This is a genomic window from Lysinibacillus sp. NPDC098008 (assembly GCF_044760715.1).
Classification (GTDB): Bacteria; Bacillota; Bacilli; order Bacillales_A; family Planococcaceae; genus Lysinibacillus.
Window position 1 is genome coordinate 60,883 of sequence record NZ_JBIWBA010000015.1, and the last position, 26,987, is coordinate 87,869.

A 26,987-nucleotide genomic window follows, 5' to 3' on the forward strand; every position below is an offset into this window, starting at 1 on the left:
TAGCCTAATACCTGCGATAAAGGGACATTTACCCGCGACTAAAAAGCGTTTAGCAATTGAAGCAATTTCACAACTTTATTTTTGACACTTAATACAGCGTCCTGTGCGCCAATGCAAGATGGACAGCCTGATTCACAAGGGCAATTTATAACATGCTGCTGTGTCTTTGCTAATAAATCCTCCCATAAATCATAGACCTTTTCACTGAGCCCAATACCACCTGGATATTTATCATAAATAAAAAATGTTGGACGCTCATTATGGGTTGCCTTGACCTGAGGCACAACCGCAACATCGCTGCTATCACATTGGATAAATAATGGTATAAAGGCATTCATTGCATAGGCTGCTCCTGTCATAGCATCTGTTAGCTCCTCCTCTGTCCATTTTTCCGGTGCTGCAAAGGATAGCCATGACGCATTTGTATGCATTTCATCTGGCGGCAAATGAATCGGCCCTGACCCAATATTATCATGCGTGCCAAAGCGTATCTTTTTAAAAATGGTTGCCTGTGCGACTAAGCCAACATCGCCAAAGCTAATTGTGCCGCCTACGTAGTGTCGGCTACGATCTTCCTCTAGCACCTTCATTTCTACTGCAAGATTTGCATCTGTATAGTAATCAACATCTACCTCACGTACATAGGCCTTCTTTTCCTCCCAATCCAGCTTCTCCACTTGAAACTGAATGCCTTGATGCAAATAAATCGCTTCCTCATGTAATAATGTCATCGCACTATGACGATCCATTTCACCAATCACCTTTGTTTGCGCTGGTGTAGATATATCAATAATTACTACATTTTCCTGTGAGGCGGAGCGCAGGCTAATATCATGAGCTGGGAAACGATCACTCATCCAATGCCATTTATCGCTTGTTTTAAAGACAATCCCTTCTTCTGCTAAATAGGCCAGTAATTCCTGAATGTCATATTCGCCATATGTATCGTCTATGGAAAATGGTAGCTCAAAGGCTGCACATTTTAAATGATCCATTAAAATAAGCATATTTTCAGGATAAATACGTGCCTCCTCAGGTGTACTGCCAAGTAAAAATAATGGATGATTGACAACATATTGATCGAGTGCAGACGATTGTGCCACATAAATAATTAATGCCTCATCCTGCCTTCTTCCTGCGCGTCCTGCCTGCTGCCAAGCGCTGGCAATATTCCCTGGATAGCCTGTCATAATACACGCCTGTAATTGACCAATATCGACTCCTAATTCTAATGCATTTGTACTAACAACCGTTTGAATTGTTCCATCGCGTAAGCCCTTTTCAATCGCGCGTCGCTCAGATGGCAAATAGCCGCCTCGATAGCCACGCACAGACTCATCCAGCAGTTTATTGCGCGTTAGCTCCTTTAAATAGGTAACAATCATCTCAACGCGCACGCGGCTTTTTGCAAAAATAATGGATTGAATGCCCGCCGTATAAAGCCTTTTTGCTAAATCGCTCACCTCTAAAACAGCGCTTCTCCGCACTCCAAATGTTTTATGAATAATCGGTGGGTTATAAAATAAAAAGGTTTTTTTACCGACAGGAGCGCCCGATTTAGCAATAAGCTGATGGGATTCATTTGTTAAAAGCTCTGCAAGCTCCTGAGGATTTTTAATTGTTGCTGATGTACAAATAAACACAGGCTGACTGCCATAAAATTCACAGATACGCTTTAGTCTGCGAATAACGTGCGCAACATGTGAACCAAATACACCTTTATATGTATGCAACTCATCTATTACGATATATTGCAAATTTTCAAAGAGGGACACCCATTTTGTATGATGTGGCAGTATACCTGAATGTAGCATATCGGGGTTCGTCATTACAATATGTCCTGCCTTGCGTACCTTTTGACGAAGCCCTGGAGCTGTATCGCCATCATACGTGTAGCTTAAAATTTCCTCACCGCTTTGCTCAATCAGCTCATTTAAGTCATTTTTTTGATCCTGTGCCAATGCCTTTGTTGGAAATAAATAAATGGCACGTGCATTGTTATCCTCTAATATTTTTTGTAGCACTGGTAAATGATAGCAATATGATTTACCAGATGCTGTCGGTGTTACCGCTGTAAAGGAAGAGCCGCTTTGTGCTAAATCAAAAGCCTCTCGCTGATGTGTATAAAGCTGCTCAATCCCTCTTTTTTGCAATGCCCTCTTTAAAGATGGATGTAGATTTTCTGGAAAAGGCGCATATTTGGCTGGTCGCCCCTCAAGCGTCTGCCAATGTAAAATACGCTCCTTTAATTCTTCATCATAGCGCCATTCATTTAAAAGCTCACTAATCGTTCGTTTCTTCGATAGCATCCTGCACGACCTCCTTTAGTAAGCGTTCAAAGTTTTTTAATGTATAGGAGGTAGAATGGATGGCATCTAAAAAACGTTTTTTACTTGTTTCTTTATAAAAGGATTGCACAACAAATTGCTCCATCGCTTCCTTTGCTGAAGCAATTTGCTGTGTGTGCATATATTTGGGCTGGTGCCTGTGTATCCATTGATTGGCTTCTTGCTGCCATTCTGTTAACAGCGTGTGAAGCTCATCTGCATACGGCTTTACCTCTTGATAAAAATCGGGTGTACGATCCTCCTCGCGCATTTGCCAAAAGCGTGTCACACATTGCTCGCATTCCTCTATTAACTTTGTTGTTTGTTCCAACACTAACATATTCGCACCTCATCTCTTCCCTTTCATTGCTGATGAGATAAGTGTACCAAAGTCTATCATTTTTCACTACTAATAGGCGAACAAGCATTCTTTACTTGCCAGCTCTTTTCTGCTAAGCTTACTTTCTGGCTAACTGCTTTTAGTTGCATAAAAAAATGCATACAGTGTGCATTGCTTTCCAGTGACACTCTCGTGCAAAGTAGCTGATTCACCAGCTCTAACTGTGCAATTAATTGCTCTAACTTGTTCAATATAACGCCTCCTCCTATGCTTTACTTTAGTATTCCTTGCATGTATAAAATCACCTTCAAGCATGACAAAATAAGCGTAAGTTAGTTGAAAGAAGAAAATTTTCGATAAAATTTTAGGCATGAATGTGCATTCTAAAAAATCGTTATTTACTGAAAGATGTGGAGCTACCTCTATTTCACGTTTAAAATTATCTGGTATTTTGACGATTTGAGGAATACAGGAGCTGGCGATTTTTCGACGCAAATGAAATTATTGTCTAACTGATAGAAGTAGAGAATAGCCACTAAAACATGGTAAACTATTGACTAGAAAAGCAGTATAATAGAGGGTGAGCTAAATGACAATTCGTTATCCAAACGGGAAATTGTATACCCCGAATCCTTCTGTGCAGAAAGCAGAGAAAAAGAACAACAAAGATTTATCTTTTAGCAATCGTGGAAAGACGCTAGAAGATGAAATTAATGAAGCAAACGACTATTATATAAAAAGGCGGCTTGCAATTATTCATAAGAAACCTGTTCCTGTACAAATCGTCAAAGTAGAGTACCCTTCACGTAGTGCTGCTGTTATTCGTGAGGCTTACTTCAGAACGCCTTCCACAACCGACTACAATGGCGTTTGGAATGGGCACTATATCGATTTTGATGCAAAGGAAACAGCTTCCAAAACAAGTTTCCCATTAAAAAATATTCACGCGCATCAAATGATCCATATGCAGCAAGTGACGGAACAACATGGTGTGGCTTTTATTATCGTTCGTTTTTCAGCCTATGAACGATATTTTATTGTGCCATACCAAGTTTTACAAAAGGCCTGGAAAGCAATGGAAAATGGTAAACGTAAATCGATACCCTTGTCGACAATCGAGCAAGAGGCATATGAAATTCCAACCAATTATTATCCACGTATCGATTATTTACCCATTATCCAACAGCTCATTGATGCAAAATGCTACCAGTCTGAAAGTGAGGAGAAATAGAGAATGACTGAACGTCGTCGAACACGGGGAGAGCATCAAAAGGCTCTCGCTGAAAAAAATAAAAAGAACAAACAGAAACCAGCCTCCACTGCTAAAACATGGTTGAAGCGCATTTTCTTAACTTTATGTACCATTGTGGTGGTAGGTTTACTTGGAGGCGCTGGGTTATTTGCCTACTATGCTAGCACGGCACCAGAGCTTGATGAAGAATTATTGAAGGACCCTGTTTCTTCAGAGTTCTACGATAAAAACGGTGAACTGTTTGCAACGATCGGTGCTGAAAACCGTAAATATATAAAATACGAAGATATACCAGAAGATATGGTTAACGCGATTCTAGCAACCGAAGATGTACGCTTTTTCGAGCACCACGGGATGGATTTTTATCGTTTAGGTGGGGCCATCCTTGCCAACTTCCGAGATGGCTTCGGTGCACAAGGGGCATCTACCCTAACACAGCAAGTTGTTAAAAACTCATTTTTACAAAATGAAAAGAAATTAAAGCGTAAAGCACAGGAAGCTTGGCTTGCCTTCCAGCTAGAGCGCAAATATTCAAAAGAAGAAATTTTTGAAATGTACTTTAATAAAATGCTGATGTCAGGACGTATTTATGGCTTTGGTACAGCAGCTCAATATTTCTATGGCAAAGAATTAAAAGATTTAACATTAGAAGAAGAAGCATTATTAGCAGGCTTAGTACAGCGCCCGAATGCTTATAATCCATTAAAAAATCCAGAGCTTGCGAAAAAACGTCGTAATACGGTACTAGGGTTAATGCATCAGCACGGTAAAATTTCAAAAGCGGAAATGGAAGAAGCACAGCAAGCAGACGTCCAAGCAGGTTTAGCAGACGATGCCACACGCCAATCATTTGCAGGCTCTAAATATGATGCCTTCCTTGATATTGTAATTAATGAGCTAGAGGAAAATGGCGATGGTACTGCAATGGCAGAAGGAATTAAGGTTTATACAACACTTGATCCAGCAGCACAAAAGGTTGTAGAAAATGTAATGAATGATGATAGCAACTTCCCAACAGAAGAAATTCAATCAGGTGTTGCGGTTATTGATACAAAAACAGGGGCAATTCAAGCTGTTGGTGGTGGTCGTCATTACGGTGCAGAGCGTGGCTTTAACTACGCAGATGATCTGTCAAAAAATCAGCCCGGCTCAACAATGAAGCCATTAATTGATTACGGACCAGCCATTGAATATTTAAAATGGTCAACAGGTCAAACACTTGTCGATGAGCCAATGACGTACACAGGAACAAGGCAAACTATTACTAACTGGGATGGTCGCTATATGGGGGCTATTACCGCTCGTAAGGCGCTATACGCTTCACGTAACGTACCTGCCGTTAAAGCATTGCAAGAGGTTGGTACGGATAAAGCGAAGGAATTTATTGGCCGTTTAGGCATTGAAACAGATAATGTATATGAATCTGATGCTATTGGCGGTGGAGCGATTACAATGTCCCCTATTCAAATGGCAGCCTCTTATGCAGCCTTTGGTAACAACGGAGTCTATACGGACCCACATGCCATTACTAAAATTGTCTATCGTGATGGCAAAACATCTAAAAACTACAAGCCTGAGCCTACTGTTGCAATGAGCGATTATACAGCTTATATGGTAACAGATATGCTGCGTGATGTAGTTGGCAATAAGCCTGATGCATCAGGTACTGCTGCAAATGTACCTGGCTTAGATATTGCAGGTAAAACAGGTACAACAAACTACTCAGCAGAGGATTTTAGCAAGTATAATTTACCAAATACAAGTGTGCCAGATTCATGGTTTGCTGGCTACACAACAAACTACTCCATTGCGATATGGAGTGGCTATGAGAAACACTTTGACCCTATTACAACATGGGAAGAGCGTCGATTACCGCAAAATTTATTTAAGTCGATTATGCAAGAAATTTCAGCGAATGTTGAAACAGAAAGCTTTAAAAAGCCAAGTACAGTTGTAGAAGCAACGATTGAAGTAGGCTCTAATCCTCTGCGTTTAGCGAGTGATTATACGCCAAATGAATTACGTCAAACAGAGCTATTTGTACGTGGTACTGAGCCAACGGAGGTATCTAGCGTCTATGAGGCTCCATCATTATCTACGCCTTACAATGTAACGGCAAGCTTAGACTTAGAAGGACAGTCTATTGATATTTCTTGGGAGCATGATGCAATGCTAGACCCTGAAACAGATGAGCCATTACCAACTTCATTTGAAGTGTCTGCTACACGTGAAGGTGGCGACTCCATTATCCTTGGCACAACAGATAGCAAAGGCTTAACGGTAAGCAATACACTAGAAGAAGGTAATTACACCATCTCTGTTGTCGCTATTGTGGACGGTACGCGCAGTGAACCTGGCACAACCTCCTTCCAAATCGTCGGCACAACAGAGGAAGAACCAGATGTCGAAGAGCCAGAGGAAGTAGAGGAGCCAGATACTGAGCTGCCAACAGATCCTGGTGAGGATGGCAATGAAACCGATATAGAGAATGGTGAAAATGGCGAGGGCAATAATAATAGCAACAATAACGGAAATAATGGCAATAACGGCAATAACGGCGGAGATACTAATGGTCCGATTGATCCTACTCAGCAGCAGCCAATAGTTCCTACTGAGCCGCTAAGTCCAACAGAAGAAGAGCAAAGCACAGAATAATAAAAAGTCGGGCACACATATCCAAAAAATATGTGCTCGACTTTTTTAAATTATCCATCACTTTTGGGATTCTATCCGACACTTTGTGTATGTTATCCGTCACTTTTTGCGCTCTATCCGGCACTTTACGCATTCTATTCGTCAAAGCTACCCTTTTGTTGCTTGAATGCGTAAGCGTGCTATGCGCTTTTTTGTTTCCTTAAATAGTTCATCTAGCTGGCGATAGCAGGCATATTGACCTGGCTTCGCTTTAATAAAGGCAAGTCGTTCAACCCCATTAATCGGCAATACCTCATCTCCTGCAGCTTGTACAAGCTGGTCAAATAGCTCGATGGCTTCTTCCATTAATGCTTTTGCCGCACCATTTCGAGCATTATGGGCTGCATGAATTGCCTCTTGCAAAGTCAGCCATTGTGCAAACCAAGCATCTACTTTATCCTTGGCAATTGCCTCCATATTCACGCTTCCTTCACCAAGCCTTTCTTTAAGCGCTTTTGCCCTTCACGACAATCATCAAGCAACGGACAGACATTGCATCCCGGATTTTGTGCCTTACAATGATAACGCCCAAAGAAAATAAGCTGATGATGCGTTTTCGACCATTTTTCCATCGGCGTTTTTTTCATAATCGTTTCTTCCACTTCAAGCACGGAATCCTTCCATCGACAAAGCCCTAAACGCTTTGATACACGCTCAACATGCGTATCGACTGCTAATGCTGGAATATCAAAAGCTACTGATAACACAACATTCGCTGTTTTACGCCCTACACCGGGCAATGTCACAAGCGCTTCCCTTGTTGCAGGAATTTCACCATTATATTCATCTAGCAATCGTTGACACAAAGCTTGAATATTTTTCGCCTTATTGCGATAAAGCCCGATTGAGCGAATATCCTGCTGTAATTCCTCCAATGGTACAGCTAAATAATCCTCAGGTGTTTTATATTTTTGAAATAATGTTTTCGTTACTTTATTGACAAGCACATCTGTACATTGTGCAGATAATAATGTCGCAATTGTTAGCTCAAAGGCATTGTCATGCACAAGCTCACAATGTGCGTTGGGAAACATTCGATCCATCTCTGCTAGACAATGCTCCCACTGTTTTTTCGTTAACAAACTGGATGCCCCCTATTCTCTTTCTTCTAACCAGTTATAAAATGGCACTTTACCCGTTGACTGCGTTTCTTGTGAAGCTGCTCGTGCTGGCATTCTATGAAAGGTTTGCTTTTCACGGAACTGCTCACTTTGCTTCTGTGCGGCCTGTGGTGTTGTAATATTTTTCTTTTTCCACTCCAATAAAATACGGTCAATATAACGAATACTAAGCTTTCCCGCAAAGACCGCTTCCTTTAGTGCCTCCTTAATAAGCGCTGGGCTGTGCTTGTCCTCATCAAGCCAAAGCCCTATTTTTTCAAGCTCTAAAGGAGATAAAAGACGCCCCATTTCCTCCTCAAATAATCGAAATAGCTCGCCCTCTTCTTGTTGAAGTGTCGTTACAGATTTTTGCTGCTCTTTCATATCCATCATCTGCATAATTCGCTCCCAAAGCGGATAAACGGAATATTTTTCATAGAGCTTACCACCTGCATCCACATCACGCATAATTTCAAGAAAGCCCTTTTGCATTAAGCGCTGCAAACGTGTTGTAATCTCATTGTCAGACATTGTCAGGCGACTTTTTAAATCATTCGGTGTTGGAAAGTCATTCCCCTCCATATGAAAGGCTAGTAAATGCATCACAATTAACGCCTCTTCATCCTCGATATTTAACTCCTTATAAAACTGAAAAAAAAGCTGTGGAATGGAAATCATTCGTTGTTCAGTCCATGTATGGAGTCGATGATTATTTGTGGTCATATTTTCTCTAGACTCCTTCTTTAAGTAAGTAGAAAAGCCGCGTAGATTGTCCACTACGCGACTTTTAAATTGATTAGCTTATGGGTATAAGCGATTTAATAAACGTGGGAATGGAATCGTTTCACGAATATGCTCTGTGCCTGAAATCCATGCCACTGTACGCTCTAGCCCAAGACCAAAGCCTGAATGCGGTACAGAGCCATGTTTACGAAGCTCTAAATACCATGCATACGCATCTAATGATAGATGATGCTCCTCTAGACGAGATTTTAATAAATCATAATCATGGATACGCTCAGAGCCACCAATAATTTCACCGTAGCCCTCTGGTGCAATTAAATCAGCACATAGTACAACATCATCACGCTCTGGGTGTGGCTGCATATAGAATGGCTTAATGCCTACTGGATAGCATGTAATGAATACTGGCTTATCAAATGTATTAGCAATCGCTGTTTCATGCGGTGCACCAAAATCATCGCCCCATTCAATATCATCAAAGCCTTGTTCATGTAATAGCTTAATCGCATCATCATAAGAAATACGAGGGAATGGCGCTTTAATATTTTCAAGCGTCGATGTATCACGACCAAGTCGCTCTAAATCTAACTTGCAGTTTTTTAGCACAGCTTGTACGATATGCTCGACATATTGCTCTTGCACTTCTAAATTTTCTTCAAATTCCACAAATGCCATTTCAGGCTCAATCATCCAAAACTCAATTAAATGACGGCGTGTTTTTGATTTTTCGGCACGGAATGTTGGGCCAAATGAAAATACTTTGCCTAATGCCATCGCAGCCGCTTCCATATAAAGCTGCCCCGATTGAGAAAGGTATGCATCCTCATCAAAATATTTTGTATGGAACAGCTCAGATGTCCCTTCAGGTGCTGAGCCTGTTAAAATTGGTGGATCCATTTTTGTAAAGCCGTTGTTATTGAAAAATTCGTATGTCGCACGAATAATTTCATTGCGGATTTTCATAATGGCATGCTGTTTACGGGAACGTAGCCATAAATGACGGTTGTCCATTAAAAATTCAGGACCATGCTCTTTTGGTGTAATTGGGAAATCTGTTGCTTCGTGTAGCACCTCAATCCCTGTTACAGCAAGCTCACAGCCAAAGCTTGAGCGCTCATCCGCTTTTACTTCGCCTGTAATATACATGGACGTTTCTTGCGTCATACCCTTTGCTGTTGCAAAAATGTCCTCGCCTACCTCTTCTTTTACGACAACACCCTGCACAAAGCCAGAGCCATCGCGTAGCTGTAAGAAGGCAATTTTCCCGCTTGAGCGTTTATTCGCCAGCCAAGCGCCAATTTTAACTGTTTCACCGATATGCTGTGGCATATCTTTAATCATAATTTTCTTCATAGAAATCCTCCAAAGTCGATTAGAAGGATTAGTCTTGCCATTTTGATTTTACAAATGCATCAATACGACGGACTGCCTCTTCTAATAATTCTAAAGATGTAGCATAGGATAATCGCATTGTAGTTGGTGTGCCAAAGCCAGAGCCCGGAACCACTGCTACGTTCGCCTCTGTTAAAATATCCGCAGCGAATGCATCTACTGAATCGTAACCAGTGTGTGCCATAGCTTCTGCTACGTCTGGGAATAAGTAGAATGCACCCTGTGGCTTTAACACTTGGAAGCCAGGAATTGCGCTTAACTGCGGATAAATTTTTTCAAGACGTGATTCAAACGCTTGACGCATTTCCTCTACTGCGTCTTGTGGACCATTATACGCCTCCACAGTTGCATATTGTGCTGTTGTTGTCGCATTAGATGTCGAGTGGGATGCAAGGTCAGTCATTGCTTTAATAATAGTTGCATCTCCTGCCGCATAGCCAATACGCCAGCCTGTCATAGAGTGGGATTTTGCCACACCATTTACAACGATTGTACGTGCTTTCACTGCATCAGAGAGCTGTGCAATTGAAAAATGCTCAATACCATTGTATACAAGCTTCTCATAAATTTCATCTGACACGATTAAAATATCTTTTTCTTCTGCGACAGCAGCAAGTTCTGCTAGCTCCTCACGAGAATAAATCATACCTGATGGGTTGCTAGGTGAATTGATAATAACCGCCTTTGTTTTCTCTGTGATTGCCGCACGTAGTTGGTCAGCTGTAATTTTATAGCCTTGTTCACCTGTGCTCTCTACATATACAGGTACACCACCTGCTAGCTTTACTTGTTCAGGATAGGATACCCAGTAAGGGATCGGAATAATGACTTCGTCGCCATCATTTAAAATCACTTGGAATAGTGTGTATAAAATATGCTTTGCCCCAACACCAATAATTACTTCATTTGGCTGATAGGCAAGGCTGTTATCACGTTGAAGCTTATCAATAATAGCTTGTTTTAAAACGGGAAGTCCGCCAGCAGGTGTATATTTTGTATAACCCTTTTCCATTGATGCAGTGGCTGCATGTAAAATATTTTGAGGTGTATTAAAGTCTGGTTCACCAGCTCCTAAACCGATTACATCAATCCCTTGTTCTTTCAATGCTTTTGCTTTTGCAGTAATGGCTAATGTTGAAGATGGTGTTAAAGTTTTTACACGATTTGCTAATACATTTTTCATTCAGAATCTACTCCTCTTATAAATTCGTTATACGTTTCCACCAGTTGCCATCCTTAAACAGAATATAGACATAGTTAAGCTGGTCATGGTCGTTTAGATAGGTAATTTCCCAAACTGCCCCAGGCTCCTCATAGCCTAATTTCATGTGGAGGACTTTTTGTACATTTCCTTCATTTTTAAAAACCGATAATGCTTGCTTTTCCGTAATACCATCTTCTAATAACACTTCCTGAATAGAATCCTCGTCCAGATTCGTTGGGACAAAGACAGCTTTTTTATCACCATATTCGTCTACCCCGAACACGGTAACATACGAATGTTTGCCATTATATGTGTAGGACTCCGATACAGCTGCAAGAGCTTTGGCATCGATTGCCAGCTGTTCAGCCTGTTCTTCAATTGAACGAAATGGAGCCTCGGCTTTCCAGAGTACTAAAACGCTAATGACAAGTGACAATGAAACAATAAAGACAGAAATGAAAATCAACCAGTTTTTCATACAGTCACCTTATGTTTCCTATCAAGCTGATTTTGCATAGCATATAGTTGCTGTTTGTATGTATTCACAGCTACGGTACCATTCATTTTGCTTTTCATTTTGTCAACCTGCTTTCTTTCCTCATACCACAATATTATACAACAATTTTGTGCTGTCGTGTTTCTTAATTTTATGTTGCTAAAATATGATATTACTAGTTTTCCTGATCATTCATACAAGTGCCCTACTTACTTTTATAGGATCTCTTTTTTAATCAAAAAGTTTCTTATTAGTGGTAATTTTTATGCGCTTCTCCATTTTTGTCCCGATGTTCTATTATCTTTACCCATATGATGGAATAATTAGCTATTTTTAATAAGGGATGTGATGTTTTGAGTACACCTATTAATCCTGCTGACCCAGCAACAATTCCCAAATTCGTCGATGAACTACCTAAGCCTATTGTCGCGAAGCCTAAAAAATATAATTATTATGAGTTAGTAATGATGGCGGGAGAGCATCGTTTTCATAAGGATTTTCCACTCTCAATGATTTGGGGCTATAATGGGCTTTATCCAGGACCAACGATTGAAGCTATAAAAGATCAAACAACCTATGTAAAATATAAAAATCAACTACCTTTACAGCACTTTTTGCCAGTCGATTTTTCACTACATGCTGCCAGTGATTCACCAGAAGTAAGAACGGTTACACATTTACACGGCGCCAAAGTCGATTGGGAAAGTGATGGACACCCAGAGGCATGGTATACAAGAGATTACCGTCAAACAGGTCCAAAATTTAACAAGGAAATCCATGAATATACCAATCATCAGCCTGCTGCTACACTATGGTATCATGACCACGCAATGGCATTAACACGTTTAAATGTCTATGCAGGTTTAGCAGGCTTTTATTTAGTAAGAGATGCGCTAGAACAACGCTGTCATCTGCCGTGTGGCGACTACGAATATCCTATATTAATTCAAGATAAATCCTTTCATGAAGATGGCTCATTATTTTATCCAGATGAGCCACCATTCCCTGTAGATGTTCATCCATCCATTACACCTGGCTTTGTCGGCAATACCATTGTTGTGAATGGCAAGCTATGGCCCTATCTTAATGTGGAGCCACGTAAATATCGCTTTCGCTTGCTCAATGGTTCCAATCGCAGAGGCTATATACTTAGCCTGTCAAATGACCAGCCAATGATTCAAATTGGCACAGATGGCGGCTTTTTAGCTACACCACAGGATATTCAAGCTGTGGAGCTGCTGCCTGCTGAACGTACAGATATTATTATTGATTTTTCAGGCTGTGAGGGGCAGGCTATTACTTTGCTGAATACCGATACAGATTTTAGTGATGAGCATACAAATGTTATTATGCAGTTTCGAGTAACTGTGCCTTTAAAGGGCGAAGATACTAGTGAAATTCCAGAGCGGCTCGCTATGGCAATGGATTTACATCCGCATCATGCGCATATTGATCGGCAATTGCCATTAACTGCAACAACCGATGAATTTGGGCGACCAATGCTACTATTAGGCAATCATATGTATCATGACCCTGTCACAGAAAAGCCAGCCTTAGATAGTATTGAAATATGGAGCTTTATTAATACCACACCCTTTGTCCACCCAATACATCTCCATCTTGTGCAATTTAAAATTTTAGAGCGTAGACCCTTTGATGTGGAGCTCTATGAAAATGAAGGAAGGCTAGTTTTTACAGGGCCGCCTGAAGCACCACGTGATTATGAGCTTGGCTGGAAAGATACCGTGAAAGCTGATGCCAGCAAAGTCACCAAAATTATTATGCATTGGAAGGATTTTAGCGGTCATTATATGTGGCATTGTCACTTCCTTGAGCATGAAGATCATGATATGATGCGTCCAATTCTTGTGATCAAGGATATGCATGCCGTGCAGCAGCCACATGCAGCCATCACACAACCTGTAGCACAGCAAGAAATGATTGCTCATCATCCAGTCAAAGAAGAAACGACACAAGAGGCAATAGCTCTTCATATCGGCAATAATACACAGCATAGCCCCCTGCTTTTCCTACCATCCCATACAGCAATATAATCAATAGTGCTATTGAGCTGATTCATATTCGCTCAATAGCTTTTTATGTTGAGCATTGTTTACCATTTCATATTCAGTTCATAGAGTCGTGTTATAGTAAAAGCCGTAGCAATTAAGCGTATAAAGGAGGCATATTTCTTTGCAAGAGATAGCACAAACAACAACAAAAAAACAAGACTGGCGACGCTTTATCCAGTTAGTGAAACAAGCGGAGCCTCCGATTTGGTTACTTATTATCGCTTTAGTAATGAGTTTAGCAACAACGGGCGTTGGCTTTGTCGTACCGTTATTTACAAAACAATTGGTGGATGGCTTTTCATTAGCATCCCTTAATTATTGGCAAATCGTTTTACTTGGTATTGCCTTTATTGCACAAGCGATTGCAAGTGGATTATCCATTTATTATTTGAATCGAGTTGGGCATCATGTTGTAGCGAAATTACGCGATCAGCTTTGGCGCAAGCTACTGCATTTACCCATCCCCTATTACGATGAACATGATACAGGTGAAACATTAAGCCGTGTAACCAACGACACAGCCGTTGTCAAAGAGCTGATTACTGAGCATTTAGCAAACTGTTTATCAGGCGTGATTTCCATTGTTGGTTCCATTATTATTCTGTTAATTTTAGATTGGAAAATGACATTAGTCATGCTGATTGCTGTACCGCTGGCAATGATTATTTTAATGCTGCTTGGTAAACGCATGTTTGTGATTTCTAAGGGGATGCAGGATGAAACTGCGAAATTTACAGCGATATTAAATCAGGTTTTACCTGAAACACGTTTAGTAAAGGCTTCTAATGCTGAACATGTCGAATATGAGCGTGGAAAAAAAGGCATTACAACCCTTTTTACATTTGGTTTAAAAGAGGCAAAAATTCATGCGTTAATTTCACCATTAATTTCCCTTGTCTTAATGTCCGTGCTTGTTGCCATTATTGGCTATGGCGGTGTACGTGTTTCCTCTGGTGAACTAACTGCTGGTGATATGGTGGCATTTATTTTATATTTAATCCAAATTATTATGCCAATGACGCAATTAACGATGTTCTTTACACAGCTTCAAAAAGCAATGGGAGCTACAGAGCGTATTAGCACATTGCTGGAGCATGAAGAAGAGCATATCCACGATGGCTTAACATTAGAAAAGGTGGATCAACCTATTCATTTAAAAAGCATTGATTTTTCTTATGGTGAAGAACCGATTTTATCCGATATTAACTTCACCATTGAGCCAGGCAAGGTGACGGCTATTGTAGGGCCAAGTGGCGGTGGTAAAACAACTACCTTTTCTCTATTAGAGCGCTACTATCAGCCAACTGGCGGCAGTATCACGCTAGGAGATACGCCAATTGAAGCCTTTTCACTCCACTCTTGGCGCAGTCAAATTGGCTATGTCGCTCAGGAAAGTGCATTGCTCTCAGGAACAATTCGTGACAATATTTGCTACGGAATTGAACGCGATGTATCTGATGAAGAGCTGGAAAGCGTGGCAAAAATGGCTTATGCGGACCAATTTATTTATGAGCTGCCACAGCAATTCGATACAGAGGTTGGGGAACGAGGCATTAAGCTATCTGGAGGACAGCGTCAACGTATTTCAATAGCTAGAGCCCTGCTGCGTGACCCGCAAATATTAATGCTGGATGAAGCAACCTCAAGCTTAGACAGTAAATCAGAAATTTATGTACAAAAGGCATTAGATAATTTAATGCAAGGTCGCACAACATTAGTAATTGCACACCGCCTATCAACAGTGGTAGATGCCGATCAAATACTATTTGTTGAAAAAGGACATATTACAGGCTGCGGTACACATGATACGCTATTTAAAACACATGCGATGTATCGTGAGTTTGCCAAGCAGCAATTACGTATTAAAGAGGAATCATGAAGGGATTTGTTGCCATGACAAAACTACTTGTAGTGGATGATGATGCGCATATTCGAGAATTAGTCAAAGTCTTTCTACAAAATGAAGGGCTAGAGGTGATAGAGGCAACAGACGGTGTGGATGCACTGTCCACATTAGCCTCTGAAAAAGTCGATATGGTCATTATGGATATTATGATGCCTAATATGGATGGCTGGACATTGTGCGAGGAAATCCGTTCATTCCATACAGAGCTACCCATCCTGATGCTAACAGCGAAAGGCGAAACCGCACAAAAGGTCAAAGGCTTCCATCTAGGGACAGATGATTATCTTGTCAAGCCATTTGAACCAGCCGAGCTTATTGTACGTGTAAAGTCCATTTTAAAACGATACCATATTTCCCTATCACAAATTATTGAAGCTGGCAATATTAAGCTTAATCGTCAGACATATGAAGCTCATGTCAATGGCGAAATCATTATACTGCGCTTAAAGGAGTTTGAGCTGTTATTTACACTGGCAAGCTATGCTGGCAAAACATTTTCACGCGAGCAGCTAATTGAAGAAATTTGGGGCTATGATTATGAGGGTGATGAGCGTACAGTCGATGTCCATATTAAAAGAATTCGTGAACGCTTTCCACAGGAGAGTAGCGGCTTTGTTATTCGGACGATTCGTGGTCTTGGCTATCGTTTGGAATTCGTGACATGAGAAAACGAAGACTCTTTGTAAGATTGATCATCACTTTTTGCCTGTTTCTTATTGCGAATACTGTCTTTGCTGCTATTTCCTATTATGCAACCACATGGCTATATGGACGCTTAGAGATAGCGCCTCATGGTTTTTGGCTGCAACTAACAACCGTAATTGGTGTATTTCTGCTCTTTGCCTGTTCAGCGGCTATTATCTTTTTAATTGGCTTGAACCGACAACGTAACTACTGGGATACGATTGTGGATGCATTAAGTCGCATGGCAAAGGGCGATTTCAATATACAGCTAGACCTAAAGGCAGATGAAGAAGACCAATTTGGACAATTAATCCATGGCATTAACCATATGGCTGTTGAATTAGGTGAGCTGGAAAGAATGCGTCAGGAATTTATTTCAAATGTTTCCCATGAAATTCAGTCACCTTTAACATCTATTAACGGCTTTGCCAAAGCCTTAAAAAATATTAATTTACCTGCGGACAAGCGTCAGCATTACTTAGAGATTATCGAAATGGAAAGTTATCGTCTATCAAGAATTAGTGAAAATTTACTAAAACTAACATCTTTAGAATCACAGCACCATCCATTTGAGGCAAGGCACTACCGACTCGATAAACAATTACGCCATGTGATACTAGCCCTTGAACCAAACTGGCTGGCAAAGCAGCTAGACTTTGACCTTCAACTTGACCCCATCAGTATTACAGCAGATGAGGATTTAATGAACCAAGTATGGATGAACCTACTGACAAATAGCATTAAATTTACACCCGCTAAAGGCATAATTACAGTAGCGCTCGCACAGCAGCACGACACACTCACTGTTCGTATACAAGATACAGGCATTGGTCTAACAGAGGAACAGCAATTGCATATTTTCGAACGCTTTTATAAGGCTGAGCAAGCACGAACAGCCGCAAATGGTGGCAGTGGCTTAGGCTTAGCCATTGTTAAAAAAATTATTGATATGCATCATGGCACAATTACGGTAAACAGCAAGCTTGCTGCGTATACAATCTTTACAGTAACATTGCCGATTGATACTATTCAGGCTCGTGCAAACGATCAATAACGTTTGCACGAGTTTTTGCTAGTAAGCTACTTTTTTAAAATATTGATATATTTTCTGAAGCTTGTGCTGCTGCCTTCCCTTTTTACTTTCCATATGACCAAACTCAAAAAACTTTACTTTCTTAATGCCAACAAAGTTAAAGAGCGCTCTTTTCATTAATATTTTATGAGCATTATGCAGCCAAATAAATGGATAATGCGTCGGTCCCTTCATTGTCGATACACAGACAACAGACTTTCCTGTCAAAAGCCCTTCTGGAAATAGCCCCTTTGTATCCCGATAGGCAAAATTCGCTGCAAATAATTGATCGATATATCCTAATAGCATTGCTGGGGGTCTTCCCCACCAAATTGGATAAACAAAGACAATTTGATCTGCCCATAAAAGCTGCTGACGATATTTTTCCATTTTCGGCTCCCGATACATATCTCGACGTCGTTGCTGCTCATGGAAAATTAAACGTGGGTCGAATTCCTCTTGGTATAAATCAAGTATTTGAAGCTCCTCAATAGCAGGATTTTCACGACAGCCCTTTATCACCTCCTGTAAAAAAGCATAATTTAAGCTTTGATGATTTGGATATGTATAAACAATTAATGTATTCATCATAATCCCCCATTGCTTATCATTTGATAACAATATCATAATCTGCTGTATTTTAGTTGTCAAATGATAATTGTTTTAAGATAAGTTTTTTGCTATCTTGACAGTAAGAGGTGATTCAATTGGATAAAAGCGCATTATTTCATCAGTTTATAACGTTTACAGCAACTCTCCATCAAGTTACACAGAAGCTTACACAGCATATAACGGTCGCTAATATTACACCGCTTCAATATAAAATTCTTGAATATATTAAGGTTAGTCAGCCTGTAACTCCCACAGACATTAGCGAATGCCAGCATATGTCCTTACCAAACACAAGCCGTGAACTACGCAAATTACAGGAAAGACAGCTTATTGAAAAATTTAGTGACACAGAGGATCGAAGAAAGCACTATATTCGCTTGTCCAAGGATGGTGAACAAATGATGGCGCAAGCCTTTGCCTGTATCGAAGAACGCTTTTTACAGCTTATACAGCATGCAACGCCAGAGGATATAAAGGATATTCAGCATGCTCTGCATACGCTTGAGCAAAAGGTCTTTCAGCACTATGATTAAAAAAGACGAGCCTCCTAATATGGCGGCTCGCCTGAAATTTTATTTTGATAAATCAATTTTTTTATTTAATAAATAAATCGTTAGTCCACCAACAGTCATGGACAATAATTCTCCAATTCCTACAGTCAACCATGTCGCCCAAAAAGGAAGGTCATACAAAATCGTTAATTGTCCAGCAACCGTAAACATTGATACAGCAAAAATCAATGCGGTTACCACCATTTTTCCAATATCGTTTGTCATATGCTTTGTTACGCGTCTGCAAAGAATTAACACAAGAAAGGTCGCAATGCCCCCAATAGGGACATCCAATATCCATGTTGGCGACATAAAATTGGCAAGTATAACGCCTAATGTGACCGCCACAACATAACGCTTATTGTACAATGCCAGATAATTAAACATCTCTGACAATCGTAGCTGAACAGCGCCAAAGCTAATAACTGACAATAAAACCGTTACAGCTACGTATAAAGCTGCAACAAGTGCCGTTTTTGTAAGCTCACTTACAGAAATACGACCTGACTCTTTTACAATCGATGTATTCAATTTTATTCTCCTTTGTAAAATAGCACATCGCTATTTTAGTAATAACTACGACCAAAGGAAGAGAGCAAATTGCCCTATCTGAAGTGCCGTAGTGCAAGCGAATTTTTGCTTACGTGCGTATTATAGCAAAGGACTATCGCAGTGAACAAGACTATTTTATGAGCCAGCCTCCATCGATTGGTAGCACTGCTCCATGAATATAATCTGCGGCTGAGCTTGCTAGAAATAGCGTTAAATTTGCGACCTCATAAGGCTGCGCCCAGCGGCCTGCTGGCGTTTCGTCGGCTACCCATTTCGCCATCCCCTTCAAAGTCCGCCTGATTCATCGGCGTTTGAATGGCTCCTGGCGCAATTGCATTTGCACGAATTCCCATGCGACAATAATCTAAATCTAGCTGCTTTGTATAGCCAACAATGGCATGCTTGGAAGCTGTATAGGCTGCTCCACCGCCACCCGCAACAAGCCCCGCAATGGAGGCCATATTAACAATTGTACCAGCGCCACGCTCCACCATATGTGGTAATAGCATATTTGTCACAAAAAATGTTCCCTTGACATTGGTATTCATAACGTTATCCCATAGCGTCTCATCTGTTTCAAGCGTTTTGGCAAAGCCATCTAAAATACCCGCCGTATTACATAAAATATCAATTTGTTGAAATCTCAATATTGCTGCTACATACGCCTGCTCCACAGCCTTATGCTCACAAACACTTCCTACCTTGTAGGCAAAGCGCTCAGGATATTGTTGCTGTAAATCGATTAGTCCTCGCTCCTCTACATCAAAGCCAAATACATTTGCCCCGTTTTCTAAAAATGCAGCAGCCTGAGCATAGCCAATACCCGAGGCTGCTCCCGTAATAAATACTGTTTTATTGTTATATTCTTCAAACTTCATATAATAGCTCCTTATAGAAAGAAGCCATCCCACTACGAGATGACTTCTTTCATCATAATTCTACAATGCCCCAATCTTCTGCTAATATGTCACACACAGTAGGCGTAAACATTGTATAGCCCTCACCTCGTACATTAATTAAAAAATAAGGGTTCAATATTTCGCCATCATGCTCGCCTTGACCAACAAGCTTTACATAGAGCTCAGCGCCACCCCAGCCTTCACGAATCACCTTTTGGCCTGCCTTTAAGCGTGGTAATATCTCTTCAAATGTCATACATTTCATCCTTTATATAGTTTTTTAGCCTGCTACTACAAGATAATATTCCTTAGGATACCATTACCAGTTCCATCTGTGTAGCTCTTATTTCACTGGAATTTTAACAATAACTGTTGTTTCATGATATTTGGATGAATCGAAAACAATCTGACCGTTATATTTTTGAATCGTTTCCTTCACAATAAATAAGCCCTGCCCTCTAATTCTTCCATTCTCTTGTTTTTTTGTAGAGAAGCCTTGGTCAAATATATAATTGGCATCTTCAATATTCGGCCCTGTATTTGTTACACTAAATTCATAGTAGCTGTCATCCGCTTTACAGCAAATTATAATTTTACGCTGATCCTCTGGCAATTCAGTAGCTGCCTCAATCGCATTATCAATTAAATTCGATAAAATTTTAATTAAATCCGTTGTTTTAATGTTAGGAAAGGCATTTTCAGCAATGGTAAATTCCATATCAATATTATGATTTTGAGCTGTTAATTTTTTCGTTTGCAATAAAATTGATAAACCTGGATGATCTATATTTAATTGCAAAGACTTAATGGCTTGTACATCTTTCGATAATGAGCATAAATATTGCTTTGCCTGCTCTGTTTTTTCTAATTGCAGCAGTCCGTGTAACACTTGAATATGATTTGTAAAATCATGGCGTAACGATGATACGGAAGCAATTAATGTTTTAATTTCAGCTTGGTATGTATCCTCTGTAGCACCGACTTCCTTTGCCACCTCTTTTTGATACCATCTTTGTAGCAATAAAAAGGAAGCAATCACCACTAAAATTAAGACACCATTGAAAATCAACATAAAAATATTATCTTTTATAATTTTTCCTTTAATACCATTTAACATATCTGCACTAATATCAATGCCAAGATAACCGACAATTTCGCCTACCTCATCTTTAATGGGTGCACCAACGGAAACATAAGAACCATGTACAACATCATCAATAATCTTTGTTACATAGGTTTCACCATAATAAGCTTTACGAACTTCACTAGCAGGCACCGTACAAATTTCACCAATATCAAAATTCTGTGTAGCATCTCTTGGCATCCCCATAATCATTGCCTTTGACACTTCTGGATTATCCACCTTAATTGTATACACAAATAAAGCGCCTATTTTTACTCTTGCATCATTTAAGTAGCTTCTTATTTCCCAATAATAATCATTTTTTTGGGGGTCCTCTAAAAATTCCTTATATGTATCTGTATCAATAGAAGAAGCAATAGAAATAGCAGCTTCTAAGCTTTGATTCGTAATAGACTCCTCAACAGTCTTTTTTATTTTTACATAGGATATAATAATATTTAAGCTTGTAAACAGGCATAATAACATTGCTGATAGTATTAAAATTAGTTTTATTTTTCGATTTTTCATAAAAAGCGGAACTTCCTCATCTTCTAGAAATTAACAAAAATTCAAAGATAATTAACTTTATTTTTCATTTGTAAGCAAACATTGCTTGTATATCCTACATAAATTAAGCTATAAAATCAATTTTTATTTTATAAAATATGAAAAATGAAGTTGTAATCAAGCTGAATAGCAATGGGACTGTCGAGAAGCTCTTCACGACAGTCCCATTATTTTTTAATGGTAGTACGTGTTCCATCCTCAGGCTTTAAAAAGGCTGGTCGTCTGCTATAGCCTTTTGGTGTTAAGCGCAATAAAGATTTTCGAATATTGCCCTTTTCAAAATCTGCACTAAAGTTAATATATGGTACACCTAGAACACGCATATTTGCTGTATATAATAGGATGAAAAATACGGAAATAAAAAAGCCAAATAAGCCAAAAAAAGCAGCCGCAATAATAATAATTAAGCGAAAAATACTCATAGCTGTCACAAAGGATTGGTTCACGAGTGTAAAGGCAGCAATACTTGAAATGGCAATGACCACAATCATGGAAGGGCTTGTGACACCTGCTTTAATGGCAGCATCCCCAATAATTAATCCGCCCACTACGCTGACAGAGCCGCTAATGGCACTTGGCAAACGTAAATTGGCCTCTCGAAATAGCTCAAACATAAAGAGCATCATTAATATTTCTAGAATGGTTGGAAACGGTAGCCCTGTTCTTGATTCTACAATTGTTGCTAATAACAGGAATGGTAGCTGCTCTTGATGATATGTTGTCAGTGCAAGCCAAAATCCTGGCAGCAGCATACTAATTAACACGCCTACAATCCGAAGCAAGCGTTCCATTGAGCTAACAATTATTGGATATTCATTATCCTCACCTGATTTAAAAAGCAACATAATATTGGCAGGTGTAATAATAGCATAAGAAACGCCATCAACCATAACTAAAATTCTTCCTCGAATTAATGACTGAATGGCTGAATCAGGGCGAGCCGTATAATCATGCCGAGGCAAAACCTTACCTGTTTCTTCAATCACCTCCATCAAAAGGTCACCATTTATCACAATATCTGAATCAACCTTTTGAAGCTGTACCTTTATACGCTCTAACATATTTTTATTGACAATATCATCCATATAAAGAACAGCTACGGTTGTTTTCGAGCGCTTACCAATTTCTAATGTATCAACACTAAAGGAGTTTGTTGGTAGCCGTTTTCTTAATAAAGCGATATTAATAAAAACATCTTCAATAAAATCATCCCTAGGTCCTTTCATCACAAGCTCCAGCGTTGTTTCACCAGGCTCTCGATTAGGCTTTTGCGCAATATCACTTGCATAAAGCAATTGAACCTCTTCAATATATATTAGCACATGACCTCTATAAACCTTTGTAATAGCCTCCTCCTTTGTTACCACCTTTTGCAAAGAAGGAATATATAAATACTGCTCAATTTGCTCCTCCAACGCTTCATCAGAGATGTCCTCTAATAAGGCCTGAACCCGCTGAACAACAACTGCCTGTAGCATTTGTTCATTAACCATGGCATCACATGTTATAAAATGTACCGTATATTGCTGAAATTGATACTGTTGAAATTGTACATCAGCAGAGCGTTGAAATAGTGATTTCAATATTTTTATATTTAATTCCATTGTTGAAATACTTCTCATCTCCCACTGAGCCAGCTCAAGATTAGCACATTTATTAAAATTATAAATACACTTACGCATATTTTCTCCATGGTGATAAAAAATATGCAGATGATTTGGGTGCGCTATCCGTTTATTTTGGAGGTCTATCCGTCACTTTCGCTTCTCTTTCTGTATAATAATTGGGGGTGATTCATTTGCAAATTTTCAAAAAAACAGCATGCTATGGCTTATTAGCACTTTGCTGTATCGCTTCGATTATTTTTGTGCATCACAATGAGCAATTTTATAAGCGTCCCATTGCAGAGGTCATAAAAGCAGAGGCGACAGCATCCGAGCCAACAACAGATATGTATGAGAATAATGATAATTTATTTACACAGCATCTTACAGCCGTTATTAAAAACGGGCAGCAGAAGGGGCAACAAATTCACCTAACCAATGAATATTCCTCATCAGGTGCTTTTGACCAGCAATATCATGTTGGTCACAAAATTTTTGTTGCCATTAATGCTCAAACAACGCAAAACGAGCTAACTGGAACGATTATAGATGTAAAGCGGGATCAAACAATTGTGATCATTGCTTGGATTTTTATTTTCGCCTTATTAATTATTGGCAAAAGGCAAGGTTTATTTGCCATTATTAGTTTAGTGATGAATGTACTTGTTTTATCGTTTGCTTTAGACCTTTATGTGAAGCATGGTCATATAAGCTTATTATTGATTAGTGGCATTTGTGCGATTTTATTTACAATGATTTCATTGCTGCTTATTAGTGGCTTTCATACAAAAACATATGCGGCAATTATTTCAACATTGCTTGGTACAGCGATTGCCCTTGTTATTAGCTCTATCGTAATGTGGCTAACGGGTGAAAATGGACTTCGCTATGAGGAAATGCAGTTTTTAACACGCCCTTATCACACCGTTTTTATGGCGGGATTATTTATTGGCTCACTTGGCGCAGTGATGGATGTATCCATTACAATGACATCCTCCATCTTTGCTTTATATGAGCAAGACCCTACAATTTCTGTGCAGGCTTTAAAAGCTTCAGGGCAGGAAATCGGCAAGGATATTATGGGTACTATTACAAGTATTTTATTTTTTGCTTATCTGTGTGGCTCCATTCCAATGATTATTCTGTATTTAAAAAATTCCTATCCATTAGGACTTACACTTTCCTTAAATCTTTCGTTAGAGCTAGCGCGTGCCTTAGCAGGTGGTATCGGTGTTGTTTTAACGATTCCGATTAGCCAGTATATTGCTATATTTTTCATTAATCGAAAGAAGGTTGAAGGATGAATGTTATTGTTTTATTAGCCATTATTTTATGTCTTTTAATGATCGTGATAGGTGGCAAGCAAGGGCTGCGTTCCTTCCTATCATTATTTTTAAATTTTGGGGTGCTCTTTATTACAATTTTTTTAATGACAAATCCTAAAAATAGCCCTGTTATTTTAACGTTTATTGCCTGCACCATTATTAGCTGGATTAGCCTATTTTATATTAATAAAACAAGCAGCAAAACCATTACAGCCTTTATTGCTACAATGGTGACCATTGTTATTTTATTGCTTTTTATTACGTTCGTTACGAAGAAATCAATGATTCAGGGCTTTAGTGAGGAATCCACGGAGGAAATCAGTATTTTTTCCTTATATATCGGGGTCAACTTTGTGCAAATTGGGGCGTCTGTTATTATTATGAGTACCATTGGAGCAATTATGGATGTAGCTATTTCCATTGCTTCTTCCATGCATGAAATTTTTCATCGCAATCCTGCAATTAGTCGAAAATCGCTATTTACAGCTGGTCTAAGCATTGGAAGAGATATTTTAGGAACTGATACGAATACGTTATTTTTCGCTTTCTTTGGTGGCTATTTAAGCTTATTAATTTGGTTTAAAGACCTTTCCTATTCAATTGGCGAAATTATTAATTCCAAAGTGTTTAGTGCCGAAATGCTGACAATTGTTTGTGCAGGGATTGGTATTGCATTAATTATCCCTATTGCTTCCTTTATCAATGCCTATTATTTAGTAAGAACAAGGGCAAAAATCCAAGCATAGTGCCTATACGATGTAGCCTTTCTTCGCATACAATTAGCTGATAAAGGAGTAGTGTTGACGATGAAGTATCTGATTTTTGACTTTGATGGAACACTGGCAAATTCTATAAAGGCTCTTATCACAGCATGGAATACAATTGCACAAAAATATCAATTAAAAGAGCTTGAATTTAAAGATATTGCGGTATTAAAAAAATTATCACTTACAGAGCGCAGTAAATTTTTAAACTTGCCTCTGCATAAAGTACCGGTGATTTTACCGCAATTTTATCAATTGTATCACCAATCATTACAGCATATTCATCTTTTTGATGGCATAAAGGAGGTGCTGCTGGAGCTTGAGCAAAAAGGCTATCACATCGTTATTATTTCCTCTCATGCAAAGGATACGATTTTAGCATTTCTAAATATAAACGGTATTCAATGTGTAGCAGAGGTGCTTTGCTCAAACCCTTTTGCAGGCAAGGATAAAGTATTGAAAAAGTTTCTGAAAGCAGCCTCTATGCCATCATCTGATATACTCTATATTGGCGATGAGCTACGAGATATTATCGCCTGTCAAAAAGCAGGTATCCCGATTATTTGGGTAGCATGGGGCTATGATGCAAAAGAAGCCATCCAACATATAGCACCCGATTATCAAGCTGCAGCACCACGGGACATTTTAACGATTATAGATAATGCATAACTATATGTTTAAACACTATTGCTGCTTTGTAACAAGGGCTACATATTTTTCTGCTGTTCGAATTTCAATCGTTAGAAAATCATCTCCATAGATGGATTTGATTAAAAATGGTGCATCGCTAATATTTTGAAAGCGAAAATCTAAGCTACCATAGGCAACAGTGGCATCCCTTCCTCTTGGCACATAGCCAATATTTAATGAATGGTGATGACGCTCAATCAATTTCACTGGAATTTGATCTACAGCATTAAATAAGGTGGAGGATGTTTGGCAAATCCCTCCACCAATGCCCATCACAATTTGCTTATTTATAATTTCTGGTGCAGGCTGGTAGCCATTTGCCTCATCTCTTGGTCCTACAATATGGTTAAAGGAAAAATAATCGCCACTGCCAACAATTATGTTATGAATGGCCTTGGCAGAAAGCTCAATATTTTTATTCCTGCCTACCTCTGCACGATTAAAATAAGTCGTATAAGTTGCTACAACAACATCCTCTAAATAAGGAATATCGTCAAGAGAGTAGCTACTTTTAGTAATCGTAAGTGGCATTTCTACCTGCCCACCTGTTGCAGAAACAGCTAGTATGCTTTCCACTAATTCACGCTCTTTTAAAATTGTATGCGGTCTACCCTTGATAATTTTCCCTTGCTCATCCAGTTTATCAAGCACCATATGCTGGTCATAGCCCACAGTGGTGGCTGTTCCTCTTGCCAAATCTTGCGCTAGCTGTGCAATTTGCTGTTGATAGGCTTGCATATCTGTATCATAGCCAAATGCTTGTGGTGAAATAGTATCAATGATTGTATTGGTAGTCGGATCAACCACTTCTACAACAGGATTGGTTTGTGGTGCTGGTTCATAGATTACAGGCTCTTCTAGCTGTTGACTCTCAGGTATTTTAGGGTTTGCTGATTTTCCCTGACACCCTATCAATCCAGCTGTACAAATTATCCATGCGATAACTATCCATTTCTTTGTCAACCGCTCACACCTACCTTTATCGTTTTACTACAGAAACATCTTATTCGGCTATTG

25 protein-coding genes and 1 pseudogene are annotated in these 26,987 nt (G+C 39.4%); 10 read left to right on the forward strand and 16 right to left on the reverse strand.

The window, feature by feature from the left end; all coding sequences use genetic code 11:
• Nucleotides 1-38: 38 nt before the first annotated feature.
• From ACIQVU_RS13340 to ACIQVU_RS13350, 3 genes are read right to left on the reverse strand one after another with little or no spacing between them, the layout of a single operon-like run.
• Nucleotides 39-2,309 (reverse strand): DEAD/DEAH box helicase, encoded by a 2,271-nt coding sequence (locus tag ACIQVU_RS13340; protein ID WP_340805276.1) that lies wholly within the window; start codon nt 2,307-2,309, stop codon nt 39-41.
• Nucleotides 2,284-2,667, reverse strand: coding sequence for a YppE family protein (locus ACIQVU_RS13345; RefSeq protein WP_402895940.1), 384 nt, complete (start codon nt 2,665-2,667; stop codon nt 2,284-2,286). The genes ACIQVU_RS13340 and ACIQVU_RS13345 overlap by 26 nt, the downstream gene beginning before the upstream one ends.
• A gap of 56 nt (nt 2,668-2,723) precedes the next feature.
• A complete protein-coding gene (locus ACIQVU_RS13350; protein ID WP_340805274.1) occupies nt 2,724-2,918 on the reverse strand; it encodes an endonuclease in 195 nt (64 codons plus the stop codon).
• Between the two features lie 338 nt (nt 2,919-3,256).
• Between ACIQVU_RS13350 and recU the strand changes: the two genes are divergently transcribed.
• Nucleotides 3,257-3,898, forward strand: coding sequence for a Holliday junction resolvase RecU (recU, locus tag ACIQVU_RS13355; RefSeq protein WP_402895942.1), 642 nt, complete (start codon nt 3,257-3,259; stop codon nt 3,896-3,898).
• 3 nt (nt 3,899-3,901) lie between these two features.
• Nucleotides 3,902-6,574 carry a PBP1A family penicillin-binding protein gene (locus ACIQVU_RS13360; protein ID WP_340805272.1) on the forward strand — a complete coding sequence of 891 codons (2,673 nt, stop codon included), beginning with the start codon at nt 3,902-3,904 and terminating at the stop codon, nt 6,572-6,574.
• Between the two features lie 147 nt (nt 6,575-6,721).
• On the opposite strand, the gene ACIQVU_RS13365 is transcribed toward ACIQVU_RS13360, so the two are convergent.
• From ACIQVU_RS13365 to ACIQVU_RS13390, 6 genes are all read right to left on the reverse strand, one after another.
• A complete protein-coding gene (locus tag ACIQVU_RS13365; protein ID WP_340805271.1) occupies nt 6,722-7,036 on the reverse strand; it encodes a YpoC family protein in 315 nt (104 codons plus the stop codon).
• Entirely contained in the window at nt 7,033-7,695 is a 663-nt protein-coding gene (nth, locus tag ACIQVU_RS13370) for an endonuclease III (RefSeq protein WP_402895945.1), read from the reverse strand. Before nth ends, ACIQVU_RS13365 begins: the two co-directional genes overlap by 4 nt.
• A 12-nt stretch (nt 7,696-7,707) precedes the next feature.
• Nucleotides 7,708-8,436: a DnaD domain-containing protein gene (locus tag ACIQVU_RS13375; protein WP_340805269.1), complete on the reverse strand. Its 729-nt coding sequence runs from the start codon at nt 8,434-8,436 to the stop codon at nt 7,708-7,710.
• Nucleotides 8,437-8,514: 78 nt separating this feature from the next.
• Nucleotides 8,515-9,810 (reverse strand): asparagine--tRNA ligase, encoded by a 1,296-nt coding sequence (gene asnS / locus ACIQVU_RS13380; RefSeq protein WP_402895947.1) that lies wholly within the window; start codon nt 9,808-9,810, stop codon nt 8,515-8,517.
• 28 nt (nt 9,811-9,838) lie between these two features.
• On the reverse strand, nt 9,839-11,032 hold the full coding sequence (locus ACIQVU_RS13385) for a pyridoxal phosphate-dependent aminotransferase (RefSeq protein WP_402895949.1): 1,194 nt from the start codon (nt 11,030-11,032) through the stop codon (nt 9,839-9,841).
• Nucleotides 11,033-11,048: 16 nt separating this feature from the next.
• Complete coding sequence (locus ACIQVU_RS13390) at nt 11,049-11,531, reverse strand: cell wall elongation regulator TseB-like domain-containing protein (protein WP_340805266.1); 483 nt, start codon at nt 11,529-11,531, stop codon at nt 11,049-11,051.
• 371 nt (nt 11,532-11,902) lie between these two features.
• Here ACIQVU_RS13390 and ACIQVU_RS13395 point away from each other — a divergent pair, with 371 nt between their 5' ends.
• The 4 genes from ACIQVU_RS13395 to ACIQVU_RS13410 all read left to right on the forward strand — a co-directional run bounded on the left by ACIQVU_RS13395 (nt 11,903) and on the right by ACIQVU_RS13410 (nt 17,265).
• On the forward strand, nt 11,903-13,603 hold the full coding sequence (locus tag ACIQVU_RS13395; protein ID WP_340805265.1) for a multicopper oxidase family protein: 1,701 nt from the start codon (nt 11,903-11,905) through the stop codon (nt 13,601-13,603).
• Nucleotides 13,604-13,742: 139 nt separating this feature from the next.
• Complete coding sequence (locus tag ACIQVU_RS13400) at nt 13,743-15,500, forward strand: ABC transporter ATP-binding protein (protein WP_340805264.1); 1,758 nt, start codon at nt 13,743-13,745, stop codon at nt 15,498-15,500.
• A gap of 14 nt (nt 15,501-15,514) precedes the next feature.
• Nucleotides 15,515-16,192, forward strand: coding sequence for a response regulator transcription factor (locus ACIQVU_RS13405; RefSeq protein ID WP_402895952.1), 678 nt, complete (start codon nt 15,515-15,517; stop codon nt 16,190-16,192).
• On the forward strand, nt 16,189-17,265 hold the full coding sequence (locus ACIQVU_RS13410) for a sensor histidine kinase (protein WP_340805263.1): 1,077 nt from the start codon (nt 16,189-16,191) through the stop codon (nt 17,263-17,265). Before ACIQVU_RS13405 ends, ACIQVU_RS13410 begins: the two co-directional genes overlap by 4 nt.
• Nucleotides 17,266-17,283: 18 nt before the next feature.
• On the opposite strand, the gene ACIQVU_RS13415 is transcribed toward ACIQVU_RS13410, so the two are convergent.
• Complete coding sequence (locus tag ACIQVU_RS13415) at nt 17,284-17,871, reverse strand: NAD(P)H-dependent oxidoreductase (RefSeq protein ID WP_340808552.1); 588 nt, start codon at nt 17,869-17,871, stop codon at nt 17,284-17,286.
• Nucleotides 17,872-17,990: 119 nt separating this feature from the next.
• Between ACIQVU_RS13415 and ACIQVU_RS13420 the strand changes: the two genes are divergently transcribed.
• Nucleotides 17,991-18,428 carry a MarR family winged helix-turn-helix transcriptional regulator gene (locus tag ACIQVU_RS13420; RefSeq protein ID WP_340805262.1) on the forward strand — a complete coding sequence of 146 codons (438 nt, stop codon included), beginning with the start codon at nt 17,991-17,993 and terminating at the stop codon, nt 18,426-18,428.
• Between the two features lie 39 nt (nt 18,429-18,467).
• Here ACIQVU_RS13420 and ACIQVU_RS13425 read toward each other — a convergent pair whose 3' ends face one another.
• The 5 genes and pseudogenes from ACIQVU_RS13425 to ACIQVU_RS13445 form a co-directional block, all read right to left on the reverse strand.
• Nucleotides 18,468-18,977 carry a QueT transporter family protein gene (locus ACIQVU_RS13425; RefSeq protein ID WP_340805261.1) on the reverse strand — a complete coding sequence of 170 codons (510 nt, stop codon included), beginning with the start codon at nt 18,975-18,977 and terminating at the stop codon, nt 18,468-18,470.
• 151 nt (nt 18,978-19,128) lie between these two features.
• Nucleotides 19,129-19,876 (reverse strand): annotated as a pseudogene (locus ACIQVU_RS13430) (3-oxoacyl-ACP reductase).
• A gap of 52 nt (nt 19,877-19,928) precedes the next feature.
• Nucleotides 19,929-20,153, reverse strand: a complete 225-nt coding sequence (locus ACIQVU_RS13435) for a DUF2829 domain-containing protein (RefSeq protein ID WP_340805259.1) — start codon at nt 20,151-20,153, stop codon at nt 19,929-19,931.
• Between the two features lie 87 nt (nt 20,154-20,240).
• A complete protein-coding gene (locus tag ACIQVU_RS13440; RefSeq protein ID WP_340805258.1) occupies nt 20,241-21,548 on the reverse strand; it encodes a GHKL domain-containing protein in 1,308 nt (435 codons plus the stop codon).
• Between the two features lie 206 nt (nt 21,549-21,754).
• Nucleotides 21,755-23,191 carry a spore germination protein gene (locus tag ACIQVU_RS13445; RefSeq protein WP_402895956.1) on the reverse strand — a complete coding sequence of 479 codons (1,437 nt, stop codon included), beginning with the start codon at nt 23,189-23,191 and terminating at the stop codon, nt 21,755-21,757.
• 194 nt (nt 23,192-23,385) lie between these two features.
• On the opposite strand from ACIQVU_RS13445, the gene ACIQVU_RS13450 reads away from it, so the two are divergent.
• From ACIQVU_RS13450 to ACIQVU_RS13460, 3 genes are read left to right on the forward strand one after another with little or no spacing between them, the layout of a single operon-like run.
• On the forward strand, nt 23,386-24,495 hold the full coding sequence (locus ACIQVU_RS13450; protein WP_340805257.1) for a YibE/F family protein: 1,110 nt from the start codon (nt 23,386-23,388) through the stop codon (nt 24,493-24,495).
• Nucleotides 24,492-25,262 (forward strand): YibE/F family protein, encoded by a 771-nt coding sequence (locus tag ACIQVU_RS13455; RefSeq protein ID WP_340805256.1) that lies wholly within the window; start codon nt 24,492-24,494, stop codon nt 25,260-25,262. Before ACIQVU_RS13450 ends, ACIQVU_RS13455 begins: the two co-directional genes overlap by 4 nt.
• Before the next feature lie 60 nt (nt 25,263-25,322).
• A complete protein-coding gene (locus ACIQVU_RS13460; protein ID WP_340805255.1) occupies nt 25,323-25,949 on the forward strand; it encodes an HAD hydrolase-like protein in 627 nt (208 codons plus the stop codon).
• 15 nt (nt 25,950-25,964) lie between these two features.
• Here the strand turns inward: ACIQVU_RS13460 and ACIQVU_RS13465 are convergent, their stop codons facing one another.
• Nucleotides 25,965-26,933, reverse strand: coding sequence for a VanW family protein (locus ACIQVU_RS13465; protein ID WP_340805254.1), 969 nt, complete (start codon nt 26,931-26,933; stop codon nt 25,965-25,967).
• Nucleotides 26,934-26,987 lie beyond the last annotated feature (54 nt).